The sequence below is a fragment of the Pseudomonas farsensis genome (assembly GCF_014268805.2).
Classification (GTDB): Bacteria; Pseudomonadota; Gammaproteobacteria; order Pseudomonadales; family Pseudomonadaceae; genus Aquipseudomonas; species Aquipseudomonas farsensis.
On the sequence record NZ_JABWRF020000004.1, the window covers coordinates 492,469 to 511,293 of the forward strand.

Annotated in this window: 16 protein-coding genes; 6 read left to right on the top strand and 10 right to left on the bottom strand. The window is 63.8% G+C overall.

All coding sequences use genetic code 11. The annotated features are described in order from the left end of the window. Nucleotides 1–108: 108 nt before the first annotated feature. The 4 genes from HU719_RS21865 to HU719_RS21880 form a co-directional block, all read right to left on the bottom strand. Nucleotides 109–1,830, bottom strand: coding sequence for an acetyl/propionyl/methylcrotonyl-CoA carboxylase subunit alpha (locus HU719_RS21865; protein WP_186534553.1), 1,722 nt, complete (start codon nt 1,828–1,830; stop codon nt 109–111). Beyond that, on the bottom strand, nt 1,830–3,425 hold the full coding sequence (locus HU719_RS21870; protein ID WP_186534554.1) for a 5-oxoprolinase subunit B/C family protein: 1,596 nt from the start codon (nt 3,423–3,425) through the stop codon (nt 1,830–1,832). The genes HU719_RS21865 and HU719_RS21870 overlap by 1 nt, the downstream gene beginning before the upstream one ends. Next, a complete protein-coding gene (locus HU719_RS21875) occupies nt 3,425–4,183 on the bottom strand; it encodes a LamB/YcsF family protein (RefSeq protein WP_186534555.1) in 759 nt (252 codons plus the stop codon). Before HU719_RS21875 ends, HU719_RS21870 begins: the two co-directional genes overlap by 1 nt. Nucleotides 4,184–4,281: 98 nt before the next feature. Then, complete coding sequence (locus HU719_RS21880) at nt 4,282–4,494, bottom strand: hypothetical protein (protein WP_186516509.1); 213 nt, start codon at nt 4,492–4,494, stop codon at nt 4,282–4,284. Nucleotides 4,495–4,891: 397 nt separating this feature from the next. Between HU719_RS21880 and HU719_RS21885 the strand changes: the two genes are divergently transcribed. Beyond that, a complete protein-coding gene (locus tag HU719_RS21885) occupies nt 4,892–5,245 on the top strand; it encodes an SH3 domain-containing protein (RefSeq protein WP_186516507.1) in 354 nt (117 codons plus the stop codon). A gap of 2 nt (nt 5,246–5,247) precedes the next feature. Here the strand turns inward: HU719_RS21885 and HU719_RS21890 are convergent, their stop codons facing one another. Both HU719_RS21890 and ggt read right to left on the bottom strand, forming a co-directional pair. After that, the gene (locus tag HU719_RS21890) at nt 5,248–5,808 is read right to left on the bottom strand and encodes a cysteine hydrolase family protein (RefSeq protein WP_186534556.1); all 561 of its coding nucleotides are present in this window, start codon (nt 5,806–5,808) and stop codon (nt 5,248–5,250) included. 569 nt (nt 5,809–6,377) lie between these two features. Beyond that, on the bottom strand, nt 6,378–8,156 hold the full coding sequence (ggt, locus tag HU719_RS21895) for a gamma-glutamyltransferase (protein ID WP_186534557.1): 1,779 nt from the start codon (nt 8,154–8,156) through the stop codon (nt 6,378–6,380). A 166-nt stretch (nt 8,157–8,322) separates the two neighbouring features. Here ggt and HU719_RS21900 point away from each other — a divergent pair, with 166 nt between their 5' ends. The 4 genes from HU719_RS21900 to HU719_RS21915 all read left to right on the top strand — a co-directional run bounded on the left by HU719_RS21900 (nt 8,323) and on the right by HU719_RS21915 (nt 12,395). Beyond that, on the top strand, nt 8,323–8,796 hold the full coding sequence (locus HU719_RS21900) for a MarR family winged helix-turn-helix transcriptional regulator (protein ID WP_186534558.1): 474 nt from the start codon (nt 8,323–8,325) through the stop codon (nt 8,794–8,796). A gap of 30 nt (nt 8,797–8,826) precedes the next feature. Beyond that, entirely contained in the window at nt 8,827–10,020 is a 1,194-nt protein-coding gene (locus HU719_RS21905; protein WP_186534559.1) for an HlyD family secretion protein, read from the top strand. Further along, complete coding sequence (locus HU719_RS21910; protein ID WP_186534560.1) at nt 10,017–11,552, top strand: DHA2 family efflux MFS transporter permease subunit; 1,536 nt, start codon at nt 10,017–10,019, stop codon at nt 11,550–11,552. The genes HU719_RS21905 and HU719_RS21910 overlap by 4 nt, the downstream gene beginning before the upstream one ends. 96 nt (nt 11,553–11,648) lie before the next feature. Then, nucleotides 11,649–12,395 carry an SDR family oxidoreductase gene (locus HU719_RS21915; RefSeq protein ID WP_186534561.1) on the top strand — a complete coding sequence of 249 codons (747 nt, stop codon included), beginning with the start codon at nt 11,649–11,651 and terminating at the stop codon, nt 12,393–12,395. Between the two features lie 11 nt (nt 12,396–12,406). Here HU719_RS21915 and HU719_RS21920 read toward each other — a convergent pair whose 3' ends face one another. The 4 genes from HU719_RS21920 to HU719_RS21935 all read right to left on the bottom strand — a co-directional run bounded on the left by HU719_RS21920 (nt 12,407) and on the right by HU719_RS21935 (nt 17,693). Next, the gene (locus HU719_RS21920; RefSeq protein WP_186534562.1) at nt 12,407–14,410 is read right to left on the bottom strand and encodes a PAS domain-containing protein; all 2,004 of its coding nucleotides are present in this window, start codon (nt 14,408–14,410) and stop codon (nt 12,407–12,409) included. 64 nt (nt 14,411–14,474) lie between these two features. Continuing rightward, nucleotides 14,475–15,884 (bottom strand): GntR family transcriptional regulator MpaR, encoded by a 1,410-nt coding sequence (gene mapR, locus HU719_RS21925; RefSeq protein ID WP_186516474.1) that lies wholly within the window; start codon nt 15,882–15,884, stop codon nt 14,475–14,477. A gap of 38 nt (nt 15,885–15,922) precedes the next feature. After that, nucleotides 15,923–17,332, bottom strand: a complete 1,410-nt coding sequence (ccoG, locus tag HU719_RS21930) for a cytochrome c oxidase accessory protein CcoG (RefSeq protein ID WP_186516472.1) — start codon at nt 17,330–17,332, stop codon at nt 15,923–15,925. 121 nt (nt 17,333–17,453) lie between these two features. Continuing rightward, the gene (locus HU719_RS21935) at nt 17,454–17,693 is read right to left on the bottom strand and encodes a DUF3203 family protein (RefSeq protein ID WP_186516467.1); all 240 of its coding nucleotides are present in this window, start codon (nt 17,691–17,693) and stop codon (nt 17,454–17,456) included. 151 nt (nt 17,694–17,844) lie between these two features. Here HU719_RS21935 and HU719_RS21940 point away from each other — a divergent pair, with 151 nt between their 5' ends. Beyond that, a complete protein-coding gene (locus HU719_RS21940) occupies nt 17,845–18,375 on the top strand; it encodes an MgtC/SapB family protein (RefSeq protein ID WP_189659735.1) in 531 nt (176 codons plus the stop codon). Nucleotides 18,376–18,825 lie beyond the last annotated feature (450 nt).

Sequence of the window (18,825 nt, forward strand, 5' to 3'; positions counted from 1 at the left end):
GCTAAAGGACAAGAACAAGGACGGCATCCCACCAGGGGCTGAGTAAAGGGCCACGCAGCGCTGGAGGGCCCAGGCTGCTTTGGCCTTGGGCAGCATGATATCGGCAAGTCACTCAACCCTGCCGATCTGCGCACATGCGTCGTAGTAATGCCCCGGTGCCCCAATAATCCTTAACGTGCCTGCACATGGTGCCTTTACCTGCGTCTCCATTTTCATCGCTTCCATCACCGCGATCACTTGCCCCGCCTCAACGCTGGCGCCGTGCTCGACGACCCACGCATGCAGGTTACCGGCGACCGGTGTCGTCACGCTGTGCTCATCCGCGGTTGCCGTTTCCAGCGCAGCCGCCGCAGTGCCATTGACCTTGATGCCGGTCAGTAACGCGGCAGGCAGGCCGAGTTGATGGCGCTTGCCATCGATCTCGACGAAGGTGCGCAGCACACTGGCGTCGACCGGGGTAGCGTTGCGTGGGGCGATGCTGATGCGTTCGGCAAACTCGGTTTCGATCCAGCGCGTATGCACGGCGAACCTGCCAGCGGCGGTGAAATCGTCGTGGTCCATGACCGCACGGTGGAACGGCAGCACGCTGGCCACACCTTCGATACGAAACTCGGCCAGCGCGCGACGGGCGCGGCGGATGGCTTGCTCGCGGGTGGCGCCGGTGACGATGAGCTTGGCGATCATCGAGTCGAAGTGTGCTGACACGCGCGAGCCTTCGATCACGCCGCTGTCCAGACGCACCCCGGGGCCGCTCGGCGGCTGGAAGGTTTCGAGAGTGCCGGGGGTCGGCAGAAAACCGTTGCCGGCATCTTCGGCGTTGATGCGGAATTCGAAGCTGTGCCCGCGTGGCGCCGGGGTGGTGTTGAACGAAAGCGCCAAGCCATCGGCAACGCGCAGTTGCTCAAGCACCAGGTCCACGCCGCTGGTTTCTTCGGTGACCGGGTGCTCCACCTGCAACCGGGTGTTGACTTCAAGAAACGACAGCGTGCCATCGGCGCTGAGCAAAAACTCGACGGTGCCGGCGCCGACGTAGCCGGCCTCGGCACATATATCATGGGCCGAGGTGTGGATGCGCTGGCGCAGGTCGTCGTCCAGGAACGGTGCAGGGGCTTCCTCGACCAGCTTCTGGTTGCGCCGTTGCAGCGAACAGTCGCGCGTGCCGACCACGACCACGCGGCCGTAGCGGTCGGCGATGATTTGCGCCTCGATGTGCCGGGGGCGGTCGAGAAAGCGTTCGACGAAGCATTCGCCACGGCCAAAGGCACTGACTGCTTCACGCACAGCTGAGGCGTACAGGTCGTCGATTTCATCGAGCTGCCAGGCCACCTTGAGGCCGCGTCCGCCGCCGCCGAAGGCGGCCTTGATGGCAATCGGCAGGCCGTGTCGCTCGGCGAATGCACGGACTTCGTTGGCATCGCGCACCGGGTCCTGGGTGCCGGCCACCAGCGGAGCACCCACCTTGAGTGCGATGCGCCGGGCTTGCACCTTGTCGCCGAGGGCGTCGATGGTTTGCGGGTCGGGCCCGATCCAGGTCAGCCCTGCGGCCAGTACGGCGCGGGCAAAATCGGCGCGTTCGGACAAAAACCCGTAACCGGGGTGTACGGCATCGGCGCCGGCGCGGGCGGCCACCGCCAGCAGTTTGTCGATGTTCAGGTAGGTGTCGGTGGGGCGCTGGCCTTCAAGGGCGTAGGCTTCGTCGGCCTGGCTGACGTGCAAGGCGTCGCTATCGGCATCGCTGTACACCGCCACGCAGGCTACCCCGTAGTCACGGCAGGCACGGGCGATACGCACGGCAATTTCGCCGCGGTTGGCTATCAGGACCTTTTGCATCAGGCAGGGCTCTCGCTGGAAGGGGCCGGGCGCACGGGCTCGAAGGCGCCCAGCGGGTTGAAACGGACGCGCGCATTGACCGGGATCTGCCCGGCCAGGTCCAGGTGGTGCGGTGCGACCACGGCGATCACCGGGTAACCCCCGGTCAGTGGGTGGTCGCGCAGAAACAGCACGGGCTGGCCGTTGGGTGGCACTTGAATAGCGCCAACGCGGGTGCCTTCGCTGGGCAGTTCGCCGTCGATGGCGCGTTGCAGAGATTGTTCGCCGGCCAGGCGGATGCCGATGCGGTTGGACTGTGCGGTGACCTGCCAGGCCTGCTGGCTGAGCAGTACCTGCGCCGCTTCGGTGAACCAGTCGCTGCGCGGCCCCATCAGCACGTCCAAGGTGATGACCTGGTCGCTGCGCGGCATGGCGAACGCTGGTTGTTCGTGCAATGACACCGCAGCGCCACCGACGGGCGCGTTGAAACCCAGGCGATCACCGGGTGCCAGTGGCGGCGGGCCGACGTGCGCCAGTGTATCGCTGGCCGCGCTGCCGAGTACCGGAGCATGGCTGAAGCCACCGCGGATGGCCAGGTAGCTGCGTAGCCCGGCCTTCGGCGATTGCAGGCTGACGCGGTCGCCATCGTGCAGCGCGAATGGTGCATACAGGGCAGGGCGCAGCACCTCGCCGCTGGCGCTGCGCACCTCTATCGGGGTATCGGCACCGGTAACAGCGGCCAGGCCGTGGCCGTGGCAGGTGAAGCTCAGCCCGCCCATCAGCACCTCCAGGCAGGCGCTGCCAGCTGGGTTGCCCACTGCGCGGTTGGCGGCGCGCAGGGCGCCCTGGTCCATTGCCCCGGAGGCCGAGACGCCTTGCCGGGCGCGGCCAGGGCGGCCGAGGTCCTGAAGGAGTGTCTGCAAGCCGGGCGAGCCGATTTCAAGGCAATCGCCGCGTGCGGTGAATGACTGGCGGGGGGCTGCGACCGACACCTGCGCCTGTGCCGCCGGGCCGGCATCAATGAACCTCACCCGATAACCCGGTTGCAATAGTGCCGGCTCCTCGCGCTGGAGGTCCCACATGCGTGTACCTGTCACGCCGATGATCTGCCAGCCACCGGGGCTGGCCTGCGGATAGATGCCGCTGAAGCCACCGGCCAATCCCACCGCGCCGGCTGGGATGCGTGTGCGCGGGTTGCTGCGACGCGGCACCACCAAGCCGGCGCCGCCGCTCAGGTAGGCAAAGCCTGGGGCAAAGCCGCAGAACGCCACGCTGTAGTCGCTGCTGGTGTGGCGGCGGATCACCTCGTCGGTCGTGATGCCCAGCGCCTGGGCCACGTCGTTGAGGTCTTCACCGTTGTAATGCACCGGGATTTCGATGAGCTTCCCGGCCTGGTGCTTCGGCGCACTGATATCGCGGGAGGCAATCTCGGCGGCGAGTGCTTCGCGGCTGACGGCGGTTGGGCGAAAGTGCACCAGCAGGGTTTGCGCGGCTGGCACGATCTGCTCCACCCCGGCCGCTGGCGCCCGCTCCAGGGCGTCGAACAGCGCCAGGGTCTGTGCAAGGTTCGCCAGCTCCACCAACAAGCCATCCAGCCCGACCGGGTAAAAGCGCATCAGCTGAACGCACGCAGTTCGGTGCCGGCCTCTAGCAGGCGGCGTTTGACGGTGCGGGCAATGTCGACGGCTTGCGGGTTGTCGCCGTGCACGCAGACCGAATCGGCCTGCAGCTTGATCAACTGGCCGTCTTCGGCCTCGATCACGCCATCGCGCACCAGGCGCAGCATGCGCTGGGCAATCAAATCTGCATCGTGCAGCACCGCACCTGGGTGGGTGCGCGGCACCAGCGTGCCGTGGGCGGTGTAGGCGCGGTCGGCAAACGCCTCGGCGACGCAGCTCAGCCCCGCCTGTCGGGCCCAGCCCAGCAGCGGCGAGTTGGCCAGGCACACCAGCTTGAGCTGCGGGTCGATGCGCAGCACCGCCTGGATTACCGCGCTTGCCTGCACGGGGTCCAGGGCGATGGTGTTATACAGCGCGCCATGCGGTTTGACGTAGCTCACCTGCGCCCCCACGCTGCGCGCCAGCCCTTGCAGGGCGCCAATCTGGTAGACCACATCGGCGCTCAACTGCGCGGCAGGCACCGCCATGTTGCGGCGGCCGAAGCCGACCAGGTCGGGGTATGACACGTGTGCGCCGATGGCAACGCCACGGGCGGCTGCGGCCTGCAACGTGGCGAGGATGCCGGCAGGATCACCGGCATGGAAGCCGCAGGCGACATTGGCGCTGGTCACGATGTCGAGCATCGCGGCGTCGTCGCCCATGCTCCAGGCACCGTAGCTTTCGCCCAGATCACTGTTGAGGTCGATGGCAGGCATTAACAAGTCTCCGTGGCGATTTCAGGCTGCTGGCCAGGTAGCCATCATCAGACTCGCGGCGCTGCAGAGCAACCACTGCAACCAAACCGTAGGGCTTTCTATTGCAGCGTGTGCGGCTTTACCTGGCCCGCAAGCCCTGTCAGCGCCCGCTCTATTTGTGCGATCAGTACGGCGAGGTGGTCAGCCTTTTCTTGCTGGGCCTGCACATCGAGCGACGCCAGTTCATGGCGCAGGTTAAACAAGCGCTTTTGCAAGGCGAGGGCGGAGGTGTGAAAGTCTTCCATAAAGATCTCGTGCAGGGTGGCGTCCATGCCGTTGTAGGAAAGCTGGCAAGTTAACAGCTCATATGGGCTGGCCCGCACTGATCATTCATACATGCGCGTTACTTGCTTCGCTATTTCCTACTGCTGATTCAGATTGGCCCTACAAGGCTTTCAGCCTCGACATTTAACAACCCCGCTGTGACTGGACCTGAACGCCAGCCAGGCCAGCGTGATCGGCCATAAACGAGTTGTTCTCTGCAGCCACACTTTTGTAGGGCAAGGGATTTTTCCCAGAAACCTTTTGTTGCAAAGGTGTTGGGGAAGCGTTTCAGCCTTACGCCCCAGCGTTTTGCGTGTGCCAGGGCCAAGGGGCGCGCAAGGCCAAGGTGTCTCAGCGCCGGTCGAGCTGTTAGCATCGCCGCTTTTCGCGGCCAGGGAGAGGCTTGTGAAGTACGTCGTCATCGAGCCGCACCGCAGCGAATACCCCGCGCCCATTCGCTTCGAGCCAGGTACCGTGCTGGATATCGGCCCCCGTTATGAGGGCGAAGCGCACTGGCAGGACTGGTACCTGTGCAGTTGCCCCGGACAGCAGCCGGGCTGGGTGCCGGGGCAGTTGATCGAGCGCATCGGCGTCGGCAAGGGCCGGGCGCTGCAGGCGTACTGTGCCCATGAACTGGATGTCGACGCCGGCCATCAGGTCGAGGGGCTATGGTCACTCAATGGCTGGCTGTGGTGCCGGCGGCTGCGCAATGGCGAACTAGGCTGGCTGCCCGAAGACAAGCTGCAGCCGCTCGACTGAATTCAACTGCCCGCCAGCACTGCGGCGCTCTCCAGAATGCGTGCATAGTCGGCAGCCAGGTTGGTGAGGGCCAGGGTGTGCACATCTTCGGCTGGCCACACGCGCCCGTTGCGGTCCTGCAGGTCGAAGGTGTAGCAAGCGTCGGCTACCACCCCGGTATCGAAGCCCAGATTGCCCGCCGTACGTGCGGTCGATTCCACCGAATTGTTGGTGCTCACCCCGACGATTACCAGTTCACTGATGCCGCGTACGTGGAGCCAGCGCTCCAACCCTGTGTGGCAGAACGCATCAGGCACATGTTTTTCGAACACCGCCTCGCTGGCCAGCGGCGTGAAGGCGGGCTGGAATTCGCAACCGCTCTGGCCCGGCCGGAACACCGAGTCGGGCTCGCGCGATATGTGCCGCACATGCACAACGGGTCGCCCATTCATACGCCATGCCGCCAGCAGCTCGCCCACCCGCAGCTCGGCCTCTGGGTTGTTGCGCGGGTCCAGGCGCGGGTGGTTGATGCCCACTTGCAGGTCGATTATCACTAAGGCTGCATTGCTGGCGAAGGCGGGCATGTGATGGCTCCTTATCCCGGTGGCTACTGTTAGCGTTTGTCGCCCGTAGGGCTGGGATGAGTTCAATTATTTCACCGGCAGCAGGTTAACGCGGTTGGTTATTTGCAGAGCTTGGGGTCTGCGCAGGGTCATCTGATATGCTTTTTTTCTATGAACCTGCATCTGTAACCGTATCAGCCAGAAGCCGACAATCTCTTCAGGCCCAGCGTAGTGAACCGGCGTACTGGGCAAGCTGAGCCGCAACCGGCCAGCCGCGCCGTTCTGCCATCACACTGTAGAGGTTCCGATGGGCAAGCTTGTGCTGTTTCTGGGTGGTTTTCTGGCTCTGACAATTCTCATTGGCCTGCTGGGGACGATTCCGCCGAGCTGAGTCTGGGGAAACCTTGTGGTTTCAGGCCATTCGCTTTTAGTAGTGTAGGAGCGGCCTTGTGCCGCGAAAGGCTGCATAGCCGCCCCCGCGATCTTGCATGGCTGAGATTTTGGGGCAGCTACGCTGCCCCTTCGCGACACAAGGTCGCTCCTACATTGACCGCGTGAAGGCTGGGTTCGCAGTTTCATGCCCCAGGCCATCAGTCGCCTGCCGCACTGCCCTCACGCCGCGGGTCCGCGCTGCCCAGCCACCCATCACCGTCACGCACGATCATCTGCGTTCCGCTGGTCATGTCGATTTCCGTCACCTTGTGGCCGCGTTCCTGCAACTGCCGGAGCAACGCCGGGCTGACCCGCCCGGCCTCGAACTCGGTGGCCAGGTTGCGGCTACCGAAGTTGGGCATATCGATTGCTGCCTGCGGGTCGAGTTTCCAGTCCAGCAAGCCGATCAGCGCCTTGTTGACGTACTGGATGATCTGCGAACCGCCGGGCGAGCCCAATGCCGCAACCAACTGCCCACTTCCCCGCTCGAACACCAAGGTCGGCGCCATTGATGAGCGCGGCCGCTTGCCAGGCTCAAGGCGGTTGGCCACAGGCTTGCCCTGTTCGTCTGGCACGAACGAAAAGTCAGTCAACTGATTGTTCAACAGGAAACCGCCGACCATCACATGCGCACCAAAGGCCGCCTCGATCGAGGTGGTCATCGACAGCGCGCCGCCGAAACGGTCCACCGCCACCACCTGTGAGGTCGAGGTGCGTAGCGGTGAGCGGTCGGGCGCCAGCGCCAGGTTCAGCCCCGGCGGCACGCCTGCCTGGGCGCGGCCCATGCTGCGCTCGCCGACCTGCTCTGCGCGGCTGGCAAGGTATGCCGGGCTGAGTAGCCCCTTGACGTTGACCTGGACAAAAGCCGGGTCGGCCAGGTATTGCGCCCGATCGGCGTAGGCCAGGCGTTCGGCTTCGGCAATCAGGTGCACAGCGCCGGCCTGCGGCGCAAGCCCGCTCGGCTGCAGCTTGGCAATATCCCACTGCCCATCACGCTTGCCTAGGGCTTCAAGTATGCCGAGGGTTTGCAGCACCGCTACGCCGCCCGAAGAAGGCGGCGGCATGCCGCAGACCTGCCACCGCTTGTAGGGCGCGCACACCGGGTCCCGCGCCTTGGCGCGGTAGCCGCTCAAGTCGGTCAGGCTAAGGCTGCCGGGGTTGGAATGTGCGTTCACCTGGGCGCTGATAGCGTGGGCAAGCGCCCCTTGGTACAGGGCATCGGCGCCCTCGGTGGCGATAGCCTCAAGGCTGGCTGCCAGCTCCGGGTTTCTCAACTGCGTGCCGACTGGCAACGGCTGGCCGTCAGGGGTCAGGAAGTAGCGGGCCAATTGCGGCGATTGGGTGATGAACCGGTCGGCGGCAATCAGTGCATGCAGGCGCGGCGATACCGGGAAACCGTCCCGTGCAAGGGTGATGGCCGGGCCGAACAGGGTTTTCCAGGCCAACCGGCCATGTTGTTGATGGGCCAGCTCCAGCGCCCGTAGCGCGCCCGGCACGCCGACCGACAGCCCGCCGATTTGCGCGTCGGCAAAGCGCATCGGTGCCCCGTTGGGCTGTAGGAACTGGCGCGTGCTTGCCCCTTGGGGTGCTGTTTCACGCCCATCGAAGGCCTGCGCACGTTTGCCGTCCCAATAAAGGATAAACGCGCCGCCGCCAATGCCGCTGGACTGCGGCTCGACCAAGGTGAGCACCGCCTGCATGGCGATGGCGGCATCGATGGCCGAGCCGCCCAGGCGCAGCATCTCAAGCCCGGCGGCCGTGGCCAGCGGGTTTGCCGCAGCCGCCATCTGCCGCTCGGCACGCACCGCGTGCAGGCCGCTGCGGTAACCGGAGGCTATTTCCGGGGCGGCCGGGGCGGGCAGGTCGCCATGGCTGCAGGCACTTCCCAGCAATGCCAAGGCGCAAAGTGCAGAACGAGGTGTGAGGCGCGGTTTCAACGGAGTCCTTCCCCAAGGTGAGTTCGGCCGCAAGCGTGGCAGGGGGAGGGTGGCGATGTCCAGAAACTGACCTTGTAGATGAATTTTTAGTTAGCACGCTAATCAAGGCTTGGCCATTCACTGCCTAAGCAGTAACATTTGTACACATTTACTCGAGCGGACCCTGATGGCTCATTTCACTCCGGAAAATTTCCAGACCTGCGCCATCGGCATGTTGCTCGGCCGCGCAGCCCTGTTGAAGGACCGCATCCTTGACTGGCACCTGGAAGCAGACGGCGTAACGGCCGCGCAGTTCAAGGTGTTGATCATCATTACCCAGTTCCAGGTCGATACCCCGGCCGAGCTGTGCCGCTACTTGGGTCTGGACAGCGGTTCGATGACCCGCATGCTCGATCGCCTTGCCCAGAAGGGCCTGCTCGAGCGCACCCGTTGCCCCGAGGACCGTCGCCAGGTGCGCCTGGCGCTCAGTGCCGACGGCCAGCGCCTGGCCGACCGCCTGCCCGAAGTGGGGGCGGCGGCCATGAACGAGCTGGTCGGCGTGCTTCAGCCCGAGGAGCTGAAAACCCTCGAAAGCCTGCTGGCCAAGGTGCTGCTCAGCGCCGGCGACCCGCTGACGACCCGCCGTTTCGGCGCTCGTTGATCCTATTCACGTCATTTCCAAGGTACTGTCATGGCCACTTCTTCAGACACCCCCAACCCGGCCACCGAGCCCGACAACACGCGCAAACGCAAGGCCTGGCTGCTCGGCCTGCTGTTGCTGCTGATCCTTGCCGGCGTGGGTGCCTGGGCTTGGTACAGCCTGGTCGGGCGCTGGCACGAGAGCACCGATGATGCCTACGTCAATGGCAACGTCGTCGAGATCACCCCGCTGGTAACCGGCACTGTCACCAGCATTGGTGCCGACGATGGCGACCTGGTGCACGCCGGCCAGGTGCTGCTGCAATTCGACCCCGCCGACAGCGAAGTGGCCTTGCAGGCTGCCCAGGCCAAGCTTGCGCGCACCGTGCGCCAGACCCGCGGCTTGTACAGCAATGTCGACTCGCTCAAGGCGCAGTTGCAGACCCGCCAGGCCGAGTTGCAAAAAGCCCAGCAGGACTACAACCGTCGCAAGCTGCTGGCCGACAGCGGCGCCATCGCCAAGGAAGAAGTGTCCCACGCGCGCGATGACCTGAGCGTGGCCCAGGCCGCTGTTGCCAGCGCCCGCCAGCAGCTCAACACCAGCACTGCATTGGTTGACGACACCGTGGTTTCGTCGCACCCCGAAGTCATGGCCGCAGCCGCTGAAGTGCGCCAGGCCTACCTGGACCACGCTCGCACCACGCTGGTGGCGCCGGTCACCGGCTACGTGGCCAAACGCACCGTGCAGTTGGGTCAGCGCCTGCAACCTGGCACTGCGACCATGGCGGTAATCCCGCTGGATGAAGTGTGGGTAGACGCCAACTTCAAGGAAACCCAGCTGCGCCAGATGCGCATCGGCCAACCAGTGGAAATCGTTGCCGACCTGTACGGTAGCGAGGTCAAGTACAACGGCACCGTCGACAGCCTTGGCGCCGGTACCGGCAGCGCGTTTGCCCTGTTACCGGCGCAAAACGCCACGGGCAACTGGATCAAGATTGTCCAGCGCGTACCGGTGCGGGTGCACCTGAACCCGGAGCAACTCAAAGAGCACCCGCTGCGCATCGGCCTGTCCACGGTTGCCGAAGTCGACCTGCACGACCAGAGCGGCCCGGCGCTGGCCCAGCAGCCACCCCAGCAGGCCAGCTACAGCACGCAGGTTTATGACCGCCAACTGGTCGAGGCCGATGCACTGATCGCACGTTTGATCCACGACAACAGTGCCAGCGCGAAGTCGGCCCAGCGATGAGCCAGGCAGCCCCCGCGCAGTTCACCCCGCCGAGCCTGCTGCTGACCACCATCGGGCTGTCGCTGGCGACCTTCATGCAGGTGCTCGACACCACCATCGCCAACGTGGCGCTGCCGACTATTTCCGGCAACCTTGGGGTGAGCTACGAGCAGGGCACCTGGGTGATTACCTCGTTTGCGGTCAGCAACGCCATCGCCTTGCCGCTGACCGGCTGGCTGAGCCGGCGCTTCGGTGAGGTGAAGCTGTTCATCTGGGCCACGCTGTTGTTCGTGCTGGCCTCGTTTCTGTGCGGTATCGCCCAGTCGATGCCGGAGTTGGTGGGCTTTCGTGTGCTGCAAGGGGTTGTCGCCGGCCCGCTGTATCCCATGACCCAAACCCTGCTGATTGCCGTGTACCCGCCTGCCAAAAGGGGGATGGCGCTGGCCTTGCTGGCCATGGTCACAGTAGTCGCACCGATTGCCGGGCCCATATTGGGCGGCTGGATCACCGACAGTTACAGCTGGCCGTGGATCTTCTTCATCAACATCCCCATTGGCCTGTTCGCCGCCGCCGTGGTGCGCCAGCAGATGCGCGCCCGCCCGGTGGTCACCAGCCGCCAGCCCATGGACTACATTGGCTTGTTGACCTTGATCGTCGGCGTCGGGGCGCTGCAAGTGGTGTTGGACAAAGGCAACGACATGGACTGGTTCGAGTCGTCGTTCATCATTACCGGCTCGATCATTTCTGTGGTGTTCCTGGCCATCTTCGTCATCTGGGAGCTCACCGACCGTCACCCGGTGGTCAACCTGCGCCTGTTCGTGCACCGCAACTTCCGGGTCGGCACCATTGTGTTGGTGGGCGGCTATTCGGGGTTCTTCGGCATCAACCTGATCCTGCCGCAATGGTTGCAGACACAAATGGGCTACACCGCCACCTGGGCAGGCCTTGCCGTCGCGCCGATTGGTTTGCTGCCGGTACTGATGTCGCCGTTCGTGGGCAAGTACGCGCACCGCTTTGACCTGCGGGTGCTGGCCGGCCTTGCGTTTCTGGCCATCGGCGCCAGTTGCTACATGCGCGCCGGTTTCACCAGCGAGGTGGACTTCACCCACATCGCCCTGGTGCAGTTGTTCATGGGTATTGGCGTTGCGCTGTTCTTCATGCCGACCCTGAGCATTCTGCTGTCTGACCTGCCACCGCACCAGATCGCCGACGGCTCTGGGCTGGCGACGTTCCTGCGTACCCTCGGCGGCAGCTTTGCTGCATCGCTGACCACCTGGATCTGGATTCGCCGGGCCGACCAGCACCATGCCTACCTCAGTGAGCATATCAGCACCTTCGACCCGGCAACCCGGCACACTTTGGAGCAACTGGGCGGCGCCAGCCCGCAGAGTTATGCGCAGTTGGAGCAGATTCTCAATAGCCAGGCGTACATGATGTCGACGGTGGATTACTTCACCTTGCTGACTTGGGTATTCGCCGGGTTGATCCTGCTGGTGTGGTTCGCCAAACCGCCGTTCACCGCCAAGGCGGCGCCTGCTTCGGCCGGCCACTGACCCCGCCCAGCGGCAATCGGCTCGGGATCGGGTGATTGCCGCTGGGCAGGGTTTTCCCCTAGTCTTGCAGTTCTCCCAGGCAGACTTGGCAGACACATGGACAAGGTCATCGTCATCACCGGCGCCAGCCGGGGCATCGGCGCTGCGACTGCACGATTGGCAGCGCAGCAGGGTTACCACATCTGTATCAATTACCACGCCGACGACCAGGCCGCGCAAGCGGTGCTGGCGCAGGTGCGTGAGCTGGGCGCCAAGGCCATTGCAGTGCGCGCTGACGCCAGCGTGGAAGATGAAGTGGCGCAGTTGTTCCAGCGCGTCGACCATGAACTCGGCCCGGTCACCGCGCTGGTCAACAACGCCGGCACCATCGCCACGCAAAGCCGCGTCGATGCAATGTCCGAGTTTCGCCTGCTCAAAGTGATGAAAACCAACGTGGTCGGGCCGATGCTCTGCGCCAAGTACGCCTTGCTGCGCATGGCGCGGCGCCACGGCGGGCAGGGCGGGGCGATCGTCAACGTGTCATCGGTGGCGGCGCGCCTGGGTTCACCTGACGAGTATGTCGACTACGCCGCCTCCAAAGGCGCGCTGGACACCTTCACCGTGGGCCTTGCCAAGGAAGTGGCGGGCGATGGCGTGCGGGTCAATGGCGTGCGCCCAGGGTATATCCACACCGGTTTCCATGCCCTGAGCGGCGACGCCGACCGGGTTGCCAAGCTTGAGCCTGGTTTGCCGATGGGGCGCGGTGGGCGGCCGGAAGAGGTTGCAGAGGCGATTTTGTGGCTGCTTTCGGACAAGGCCTCGTATTCCACTGGCAGCTTCATAGACCTGGGCGGTGGGCGCTGAGGCGCTGCCGCTCAGCCTTCGAGTAATTCGCGTACTTTCAGGGTCAGATCGTCGATGGCAAATGGCCTGCCCAAGCGTGCCGTGGCCGCACTAACTGGTATGTCCCCCAGCGCGCGGCTTGAATCGTAGCCGGTGATGAACAGCGCGCGCAGGCCAGGGTACAGCGCCATGGCTTCATCAATCAGCTCGGGCCCGTCGAGCCCACCGGCTGGGCTGAAATCGGTGATCAGCAGGTCGGGTGCCAGGCCTGCACGCAAGGCATGCAGCGCAGCTGCGCCGGTGTCGAAGGTGCTGACCTGGTAGCCCTGCTCGCGCAACACTTCGCTGATGATCTGGCGCATGGCCTGCTGGTCTTCTACCAGCACTACCCAGCGTAACGGGTTATTGGCCTGCGCTGGCAGCTGCTGCTCAGGTGGTTCAAGTGCGGCAGGCGCCTGATCGCGGGGAAGATAGATCTCGACCAGGGTACCGTGCTCCGGGCTCGACTGGATGCTGAGCTGGCCACCGGACTGGCGCACGAAACCATACGCCATCGACAACCCCAGGCCCGTGCCTTGGCCCAGCGGTTTGGTGGTGAAAAATGGGTCCAGGGCCCGCGCCGAGGTCTGCGGGCTCATGCCGGCACCATTGTCCTCAACCTGCAACTGCAGGTAGTCGCCGGCTGGCAGATCCAGCGCCTGGGCCTGGGCGCTAGTGAGGATGAGATTCGCGCAGGCCAGGGTCAGGCTGCCGCCGCCAGGCATGGCGTCGCGGGCGTTGATGCACAGGTTGAGCAGGGCGTTCTCAAGTTGCGAAGGGTCGACGCATGCTCGCCAGTACCCTGGCCGGGTCAGGTCCAGCAGGTGAATGTGCTTGCCAAGCGATGTGCTTATCAGCGGCTTCATGTCTTGAACCAAGGCATGGATGTCGACAGGGCGCGGGGCCAGGGTCTGGTGCCGGGCGAAGGCGAGCAGCCGTTGCACCAGATGAGCGGCGCGTGCAGCGTTGTCCTGGGCGGTCTCGATCAGTTGCTTGACGTCGGCAGTACGCGCCTGCCCAAGGCGTGTGTCGGCAAGCTCCAGCGCAGCGCTGATGCCGCCAAGCAGGTTGTTGAAGTCGTGGGCTATGCCGCCGGTCAACTGACCCACGGCTTCCATCTTTTGCGCATGCCGCAACGCGTCTTCTGTATCACGCAGCCGCTGTTGCTCGATCATGCGCTGCGTGATGTCGTAGGCGAACAGATAGGCGCCGAGTATATGGCCCTGAGTGTCGCGCAGCAGGTTGAAACGCATCTCGAAATGCCGCTCGGCGGGCGGTATTCTCACCAGGACGTTCTCGATGAACACTTCGCCAGCCAGTGCTCGCTCCCACAGTGCCAGCAACTGTGCGTGGGCTTCGGGGTAGGTTACCGGGTGGTCGCGTAATGATTTGCCCAGCGCCGGCACTGGCAGGTTCAGCATGTGCAAAGTGTGGCGTGCAGTGCGGTTTATCGCCTGCAGGCGCATGTTCGAATCGACCACCACCACGTTGGCCAGGCTGCTGTCGACCAGTTGCGCGTACCAACTGCGCTCCGCTACGGCCTGGTCCAATTGTCCGTCGCGGGGCCGCAGGCCTGAAGGGGGCTGCCAGTCGTCGCGGCATTCGTGAAACAGCACGCCCATGCGGCGGGCGCTAGCAGGCTCCAGGCGGTAGATGGAGACCCGCAGATCACGCCCGGTGGCCTCCAGGCGTTGCTCGATGTGCTTGGGTTCGCCGGTGTGCAGTACCGAAGCGTAATGCCGGATCCACGCGTCGGCCTCTGCGGGCAGGCTTTCACGCAGCGTGCGGCCGATAATCTTGCGCAAGCCTGAGTGGCGGGTGCAGGCGTCATTGGCATACACATAGCGGTAATCGCTGATGGGGCCGTGGGGCCCGTCGATCAGCTCGACAATGCAAAACCCTTCACGCATGCGCGCGCGCAGCCATTCGAAGCGCTGCGTATCGTCCCCTGGCTGGGCGTCGGGCATGGCCCAGAAGGGCGCGTCGTTGTCTGACATGAGTTGGATCCGAAATTGGTGAGGCCAACTATAGCTATTTGCCAGACCTCGCGCACGGCCCCGCTCAGAAAGATCTGATGATAGTGCCCAGGGTCGCCATGGCCTGTTCTGCGGCGTCGCCCCAAGGGCTGCCGTAATTGAGGCGAATACAGTTACCGAAACGCCGGGTCGGCGAGAAGATGGGCCCCGGTGCAATGCTGATACCTTGTGCCGAAGCCATATGGAACAGCTTCAACGCGTCCATCTGTTCGGGCAGTTCCAGCCACAGGAAGTAGCCGCCCGAAGGTTGGCTGACACGGGTTTGCGCCGGGAAGTGCCGGGTAATGGCGGCAAGCATGTTGGCCTGCTGGCCCTCCAGCGCATAGCGCAAGCGGCGCAGGTGGCGGTCGTAGCCGCCATGCTGCAGGTAGTCGGCAATCGCCGCTTGTGCTGGCATCGATGCACACAGCGAGGTCATCAGCTTGAGCCGTTCGATTTTCTGCGCAAAGCGCCCAGCCGCCACCCAGCCGATGCGGTAGCCCGGTGCCAGGCTCTTGGCGAACGAGCCGCAGTGCATCACCAGCCCTTCGGTGTCGAAGGCCTTGGCCGGTTTCGGCGCCTGCTGCGAGTAATACAGCTCGGCGTACACGTCGTCTTCGATCAGCGGCACTTGGTGGCGCTTGAGCAATTCCACCAGTTGTTGTTTCTTCGCCTCCGGCATGCTCGCGCCAACCGGGTTCTGGAAGTTGGTCATGCACCACACGGCCTTGACCGGGTGTTTGTCGAGGGTTTGTGCAAGCACTGCCAGGTCCATGCCTTCGCGCGGGTGCACCGGAATTTCCACCGCCTTGAGCTTGAGCCGCTCCAGTATCTGCAAACAGGCGTAGAAGGCCGGCGCCTCAATGGCCACCAGATCGCCCGGTTGGGTCACTGCCTGCAAGCACAAGTTCAAGGCTTCCAGGGCGCCGTTGGTGATCAACAGCTCTTCCATGGGCAGCATCAGGCCGCCAACCATGTAGCGCAGGGCAATTTGCCGGCGCAGTTGCGGGTTGCCAGGCGACAGGTCGGTCACCACTACCCGAGGGTCCATGGCCCGGCTGGCGCTGGCCAGCGAACGGGCCAGGCGCTGCAGCGGGAACAGCATGGGGCTGGGGAAGGCCGAGCCGAAGGGCACGGTGTGCGGGTCCTTGATCGAGTCGAGGATCGAAAACACCAGCCCGCTGACATCGACATCGGTGGACTCGCCCGCCGGCACCTGCACTTCAGGCTCGCTGAACGGGCGCGGGGTGTGGGCGTTGACGAAGTAGCCCGAACGCGGCCGGGCTCGGATCAGCCCGCGCCGCTCCAGCAGGTAATAAGCCTGGAACACCGTGGACGGGCTGACCCCGTGGGTCTGGCTGGCGTAGCGCACCGACGGCACCCGCTCCCCGGGGCCGAGCACCCCGGTGCGGATCAGTTCGGCGATGTCGTCGGCAAAGCGTTCGTAGCGTTTCATGTTGTTCTGCACAGGCAAGGTCATCCCAGTGTACCGGCTCAGCGATTCATCGGCGCAACGAAGCGGCTTTGCGCTGTGGTGCGGATGCCGGGTTGGTCGCTGTCCTGAAGTTCGAACGTCAGTGGTTGCGAGCTGCTGGTGGGGCGGTCGGCAAGCAGTGCTACCGACACGGCCTGCTCGCTCATTTCGCCTGCGGCCAGGGTGAAGGTGGTGCGACCGTGCAGCTCGAAGCCCTCGGCATCCGTCAGGCGCAGGTTGTACTGCTGAGGTTCGTTGGTCTTGTTGATGATCTTGAGCAGGTAGATGTTCTCGATCTGCCCCTGGGCGTTTTCGCGGAACAGGCCGCGGTCCTTGATCACGTCCATCGACACCATTGGGCGCCATTGCAGGGCCAGAATGAGCGCGCCGATCATCACCACCAGCGCGGTGGCGTAGCCCAACAGGCGCGGGCGCAGCCACTGGGTGGTACCGCCTTGCAGGTTGTGCTCGGACTTGTAGCCGACCAGGCCGCGGGCGTAGCCCATCTTGTCCATGACTTCGTCGCAGGCATCAATGCAGGCCGCGCAGCCGATGCAGGCCATTTGCAGGCCTTCGCGAATGTCGATGCCAGTAGGGCAAACCTGCACGCACAGGGTGCAGTCGATGCAGTCGCCCAAGCCTTGCTGGCGCGGGTCGCTGCCTTTCTTGCGCGGCCCGCGGGCTTCGCCACGGCTTGGGTCATAGGCCACCGCCAGGGTGTCCTTGTCGAACATCACCGCCTGAAAACGTGCGTACGGGCACATGTGCATGCACACCGCTTCACGCAACCAGCCTGCGTTGATGTAGGTAGCGGCGGTGAAGAACAGCACCCAGAACAACGCCACGCCGCCCAGCTCGAAGGTGAGCAGCTCCAGCGCCAGTGGGCGGATGGGGGTGAAGTAGCCGACAAAGGTCAGCCCGGTCAGTAGCCCGATGGCCAGCCACAGCGTGTGCTTGAGGCTGCGCCGGGCCAGCTTGGACAGGCTCCAGGGTGCGGCAGCCAGCTTGATGCGCTGGTTGCGGTCGCCTTCGCAGACCTTTTCGCACCACATGTACAGCCAGGTCCAGGTGCTTTGCGGGCAGCTGTAGCCGCACCACACCCTCCCGGCGAAGACGGTAATGGCGAACAGGCCGAACGCTGCGATGATCAGCAGCGCCGACAGCAGGATGAAATCCTGTGGCCAGAACGTCGCGCCGAAAATATGGAATTTGCTCTCGGCCAAGTCCCATAGCACGGCCTGGCGGCCATTCCACTGCAGCCAGGCAGTGCCGAAGAACAGCGCAAACAGGGCACCTGCGAAGCTTATGCGCAGGTTGCGGTAGAAGCCGGTGAAGCTTCGGGTATGAATGCCGCCGCCTGGCTGGCTTTTGCTCTTGTCGGCGGCGGCGGGGGCAATCTCGATCACACGGAAAGGGATACGGTCGCTCATGGTTCATCGCTCATCAGGCCTGGATCAGGCTTGGGCACTATGGCCGCCGAACTGTTTGCAGCACAGACTCAGCTAAGGCGATAAAAACCGGATCAGATTAACCCCTGTATAGACGCAGCCCTTAGATTATCGAGCCTGGCGAGGTGGTCTTCAGATGCCTGCGGCTATCTACCGCACCTGCAACAGTCAGCGCATCGGCCTCGGCTTCGGTAATCGGAATGCGTTCCCCAGCCAGAATCGCCACCGACATGCGCAGTTGCTCATCGGTCACGATCTCGACCTCAGGGCCGGTGCCTTCCAGGCGAATGTGGTCGCCGATCAGGGTGCAGTGGCGGGTTTGGGCATCAACTTCAACAGGCATGGCGCAATCCTCCAGCGGTGACAGTTACAGATTGCGACCGCAGCGTGGAGAGGGTTGTTGCATCGAACCGCTCGGTGGTGCCGATGGCACCCGCGCCGCAGGCTGTGGTCGGTGTTGTAAGAGGCTTCAGCGGTTAAAGGAGAACAGTCAATTGGAAACACTATGGGCAACCGTGGTTTCGGCGATCCAGGCCGAGTTTGCCGATATCACCGATGAACGCGAAGTGACCCGCGTGCTGGTGCGCCTGCTGATGGCAGCGGTGCTGGGTGCGGTACTGGGCTTTGAACGCGAGAGCAAAGGCAAGTCTGCCGGGGTACGCACCCACATGCTGGTATCGCTGGGGGCGGCCCTGTTCGTGCTGGCGCCGAGCATGGCCGGGGCCGATGAACAGGCGCTTAGCCGGGTGATTCAGGGCATCGTCGCTGGCATCGGCTTTTTGGGCGCTGGCACCATTCTCAAGGGTAATGGCCGCGACACCAGCCATGTCAAAGGCCTGACCACTGCTGCCGGGCTATGGATGACCGCGGCCATCGGCACGGCGGCGGGCATGGGGCGTGAGGCTACAGCGCTGATCAGCACCGTGTTGGCGCTACTGGTGCTGGGCACCATGCCAAAGCTTGTGGAGAAGGTTGAAGCGGACAACGAGGAAAAACGCCGCGAAGAAGAGGGCGGTGAGCGCTGATGCGGCGGGAGGTGGCGTTTTACGAAGGCCAGGAAGCACTGAGGGGAGCCTAAGCTCCCCTCAAAGTTGTTGCCTGCTCTTTTTTTATTATTGAGACCGGCCTTTTGTTGTTTTTGTCAGCCATCGCCTCGGTACCGCAGGGCCCCCAACCGGGGCCAAGAGCAAACATATTTTTTTGAGCGCTGACCTGCATTTATCCAGTGGATCCGACCTTGACTGCCGCTACCTTGCCGGTAGTTTTATTGTCCTGTGTCCGGTCGCGGGTTTGACTGCCAGGCAGCTCACCCTGAAAAGCACGTCTACTTCAAAAAAATCTGCTAGCTACGCTTCTGCCGTGTTGTTCTTGTTATGTCAGAACCGTTTCGTCTTGTTTTTATTGGGTGTCGCTGTTTTTTTGTTTTTGTTGTGCAAGAGATATAGCAGGTGCCGTGCCAACTTTATAAATCCTTT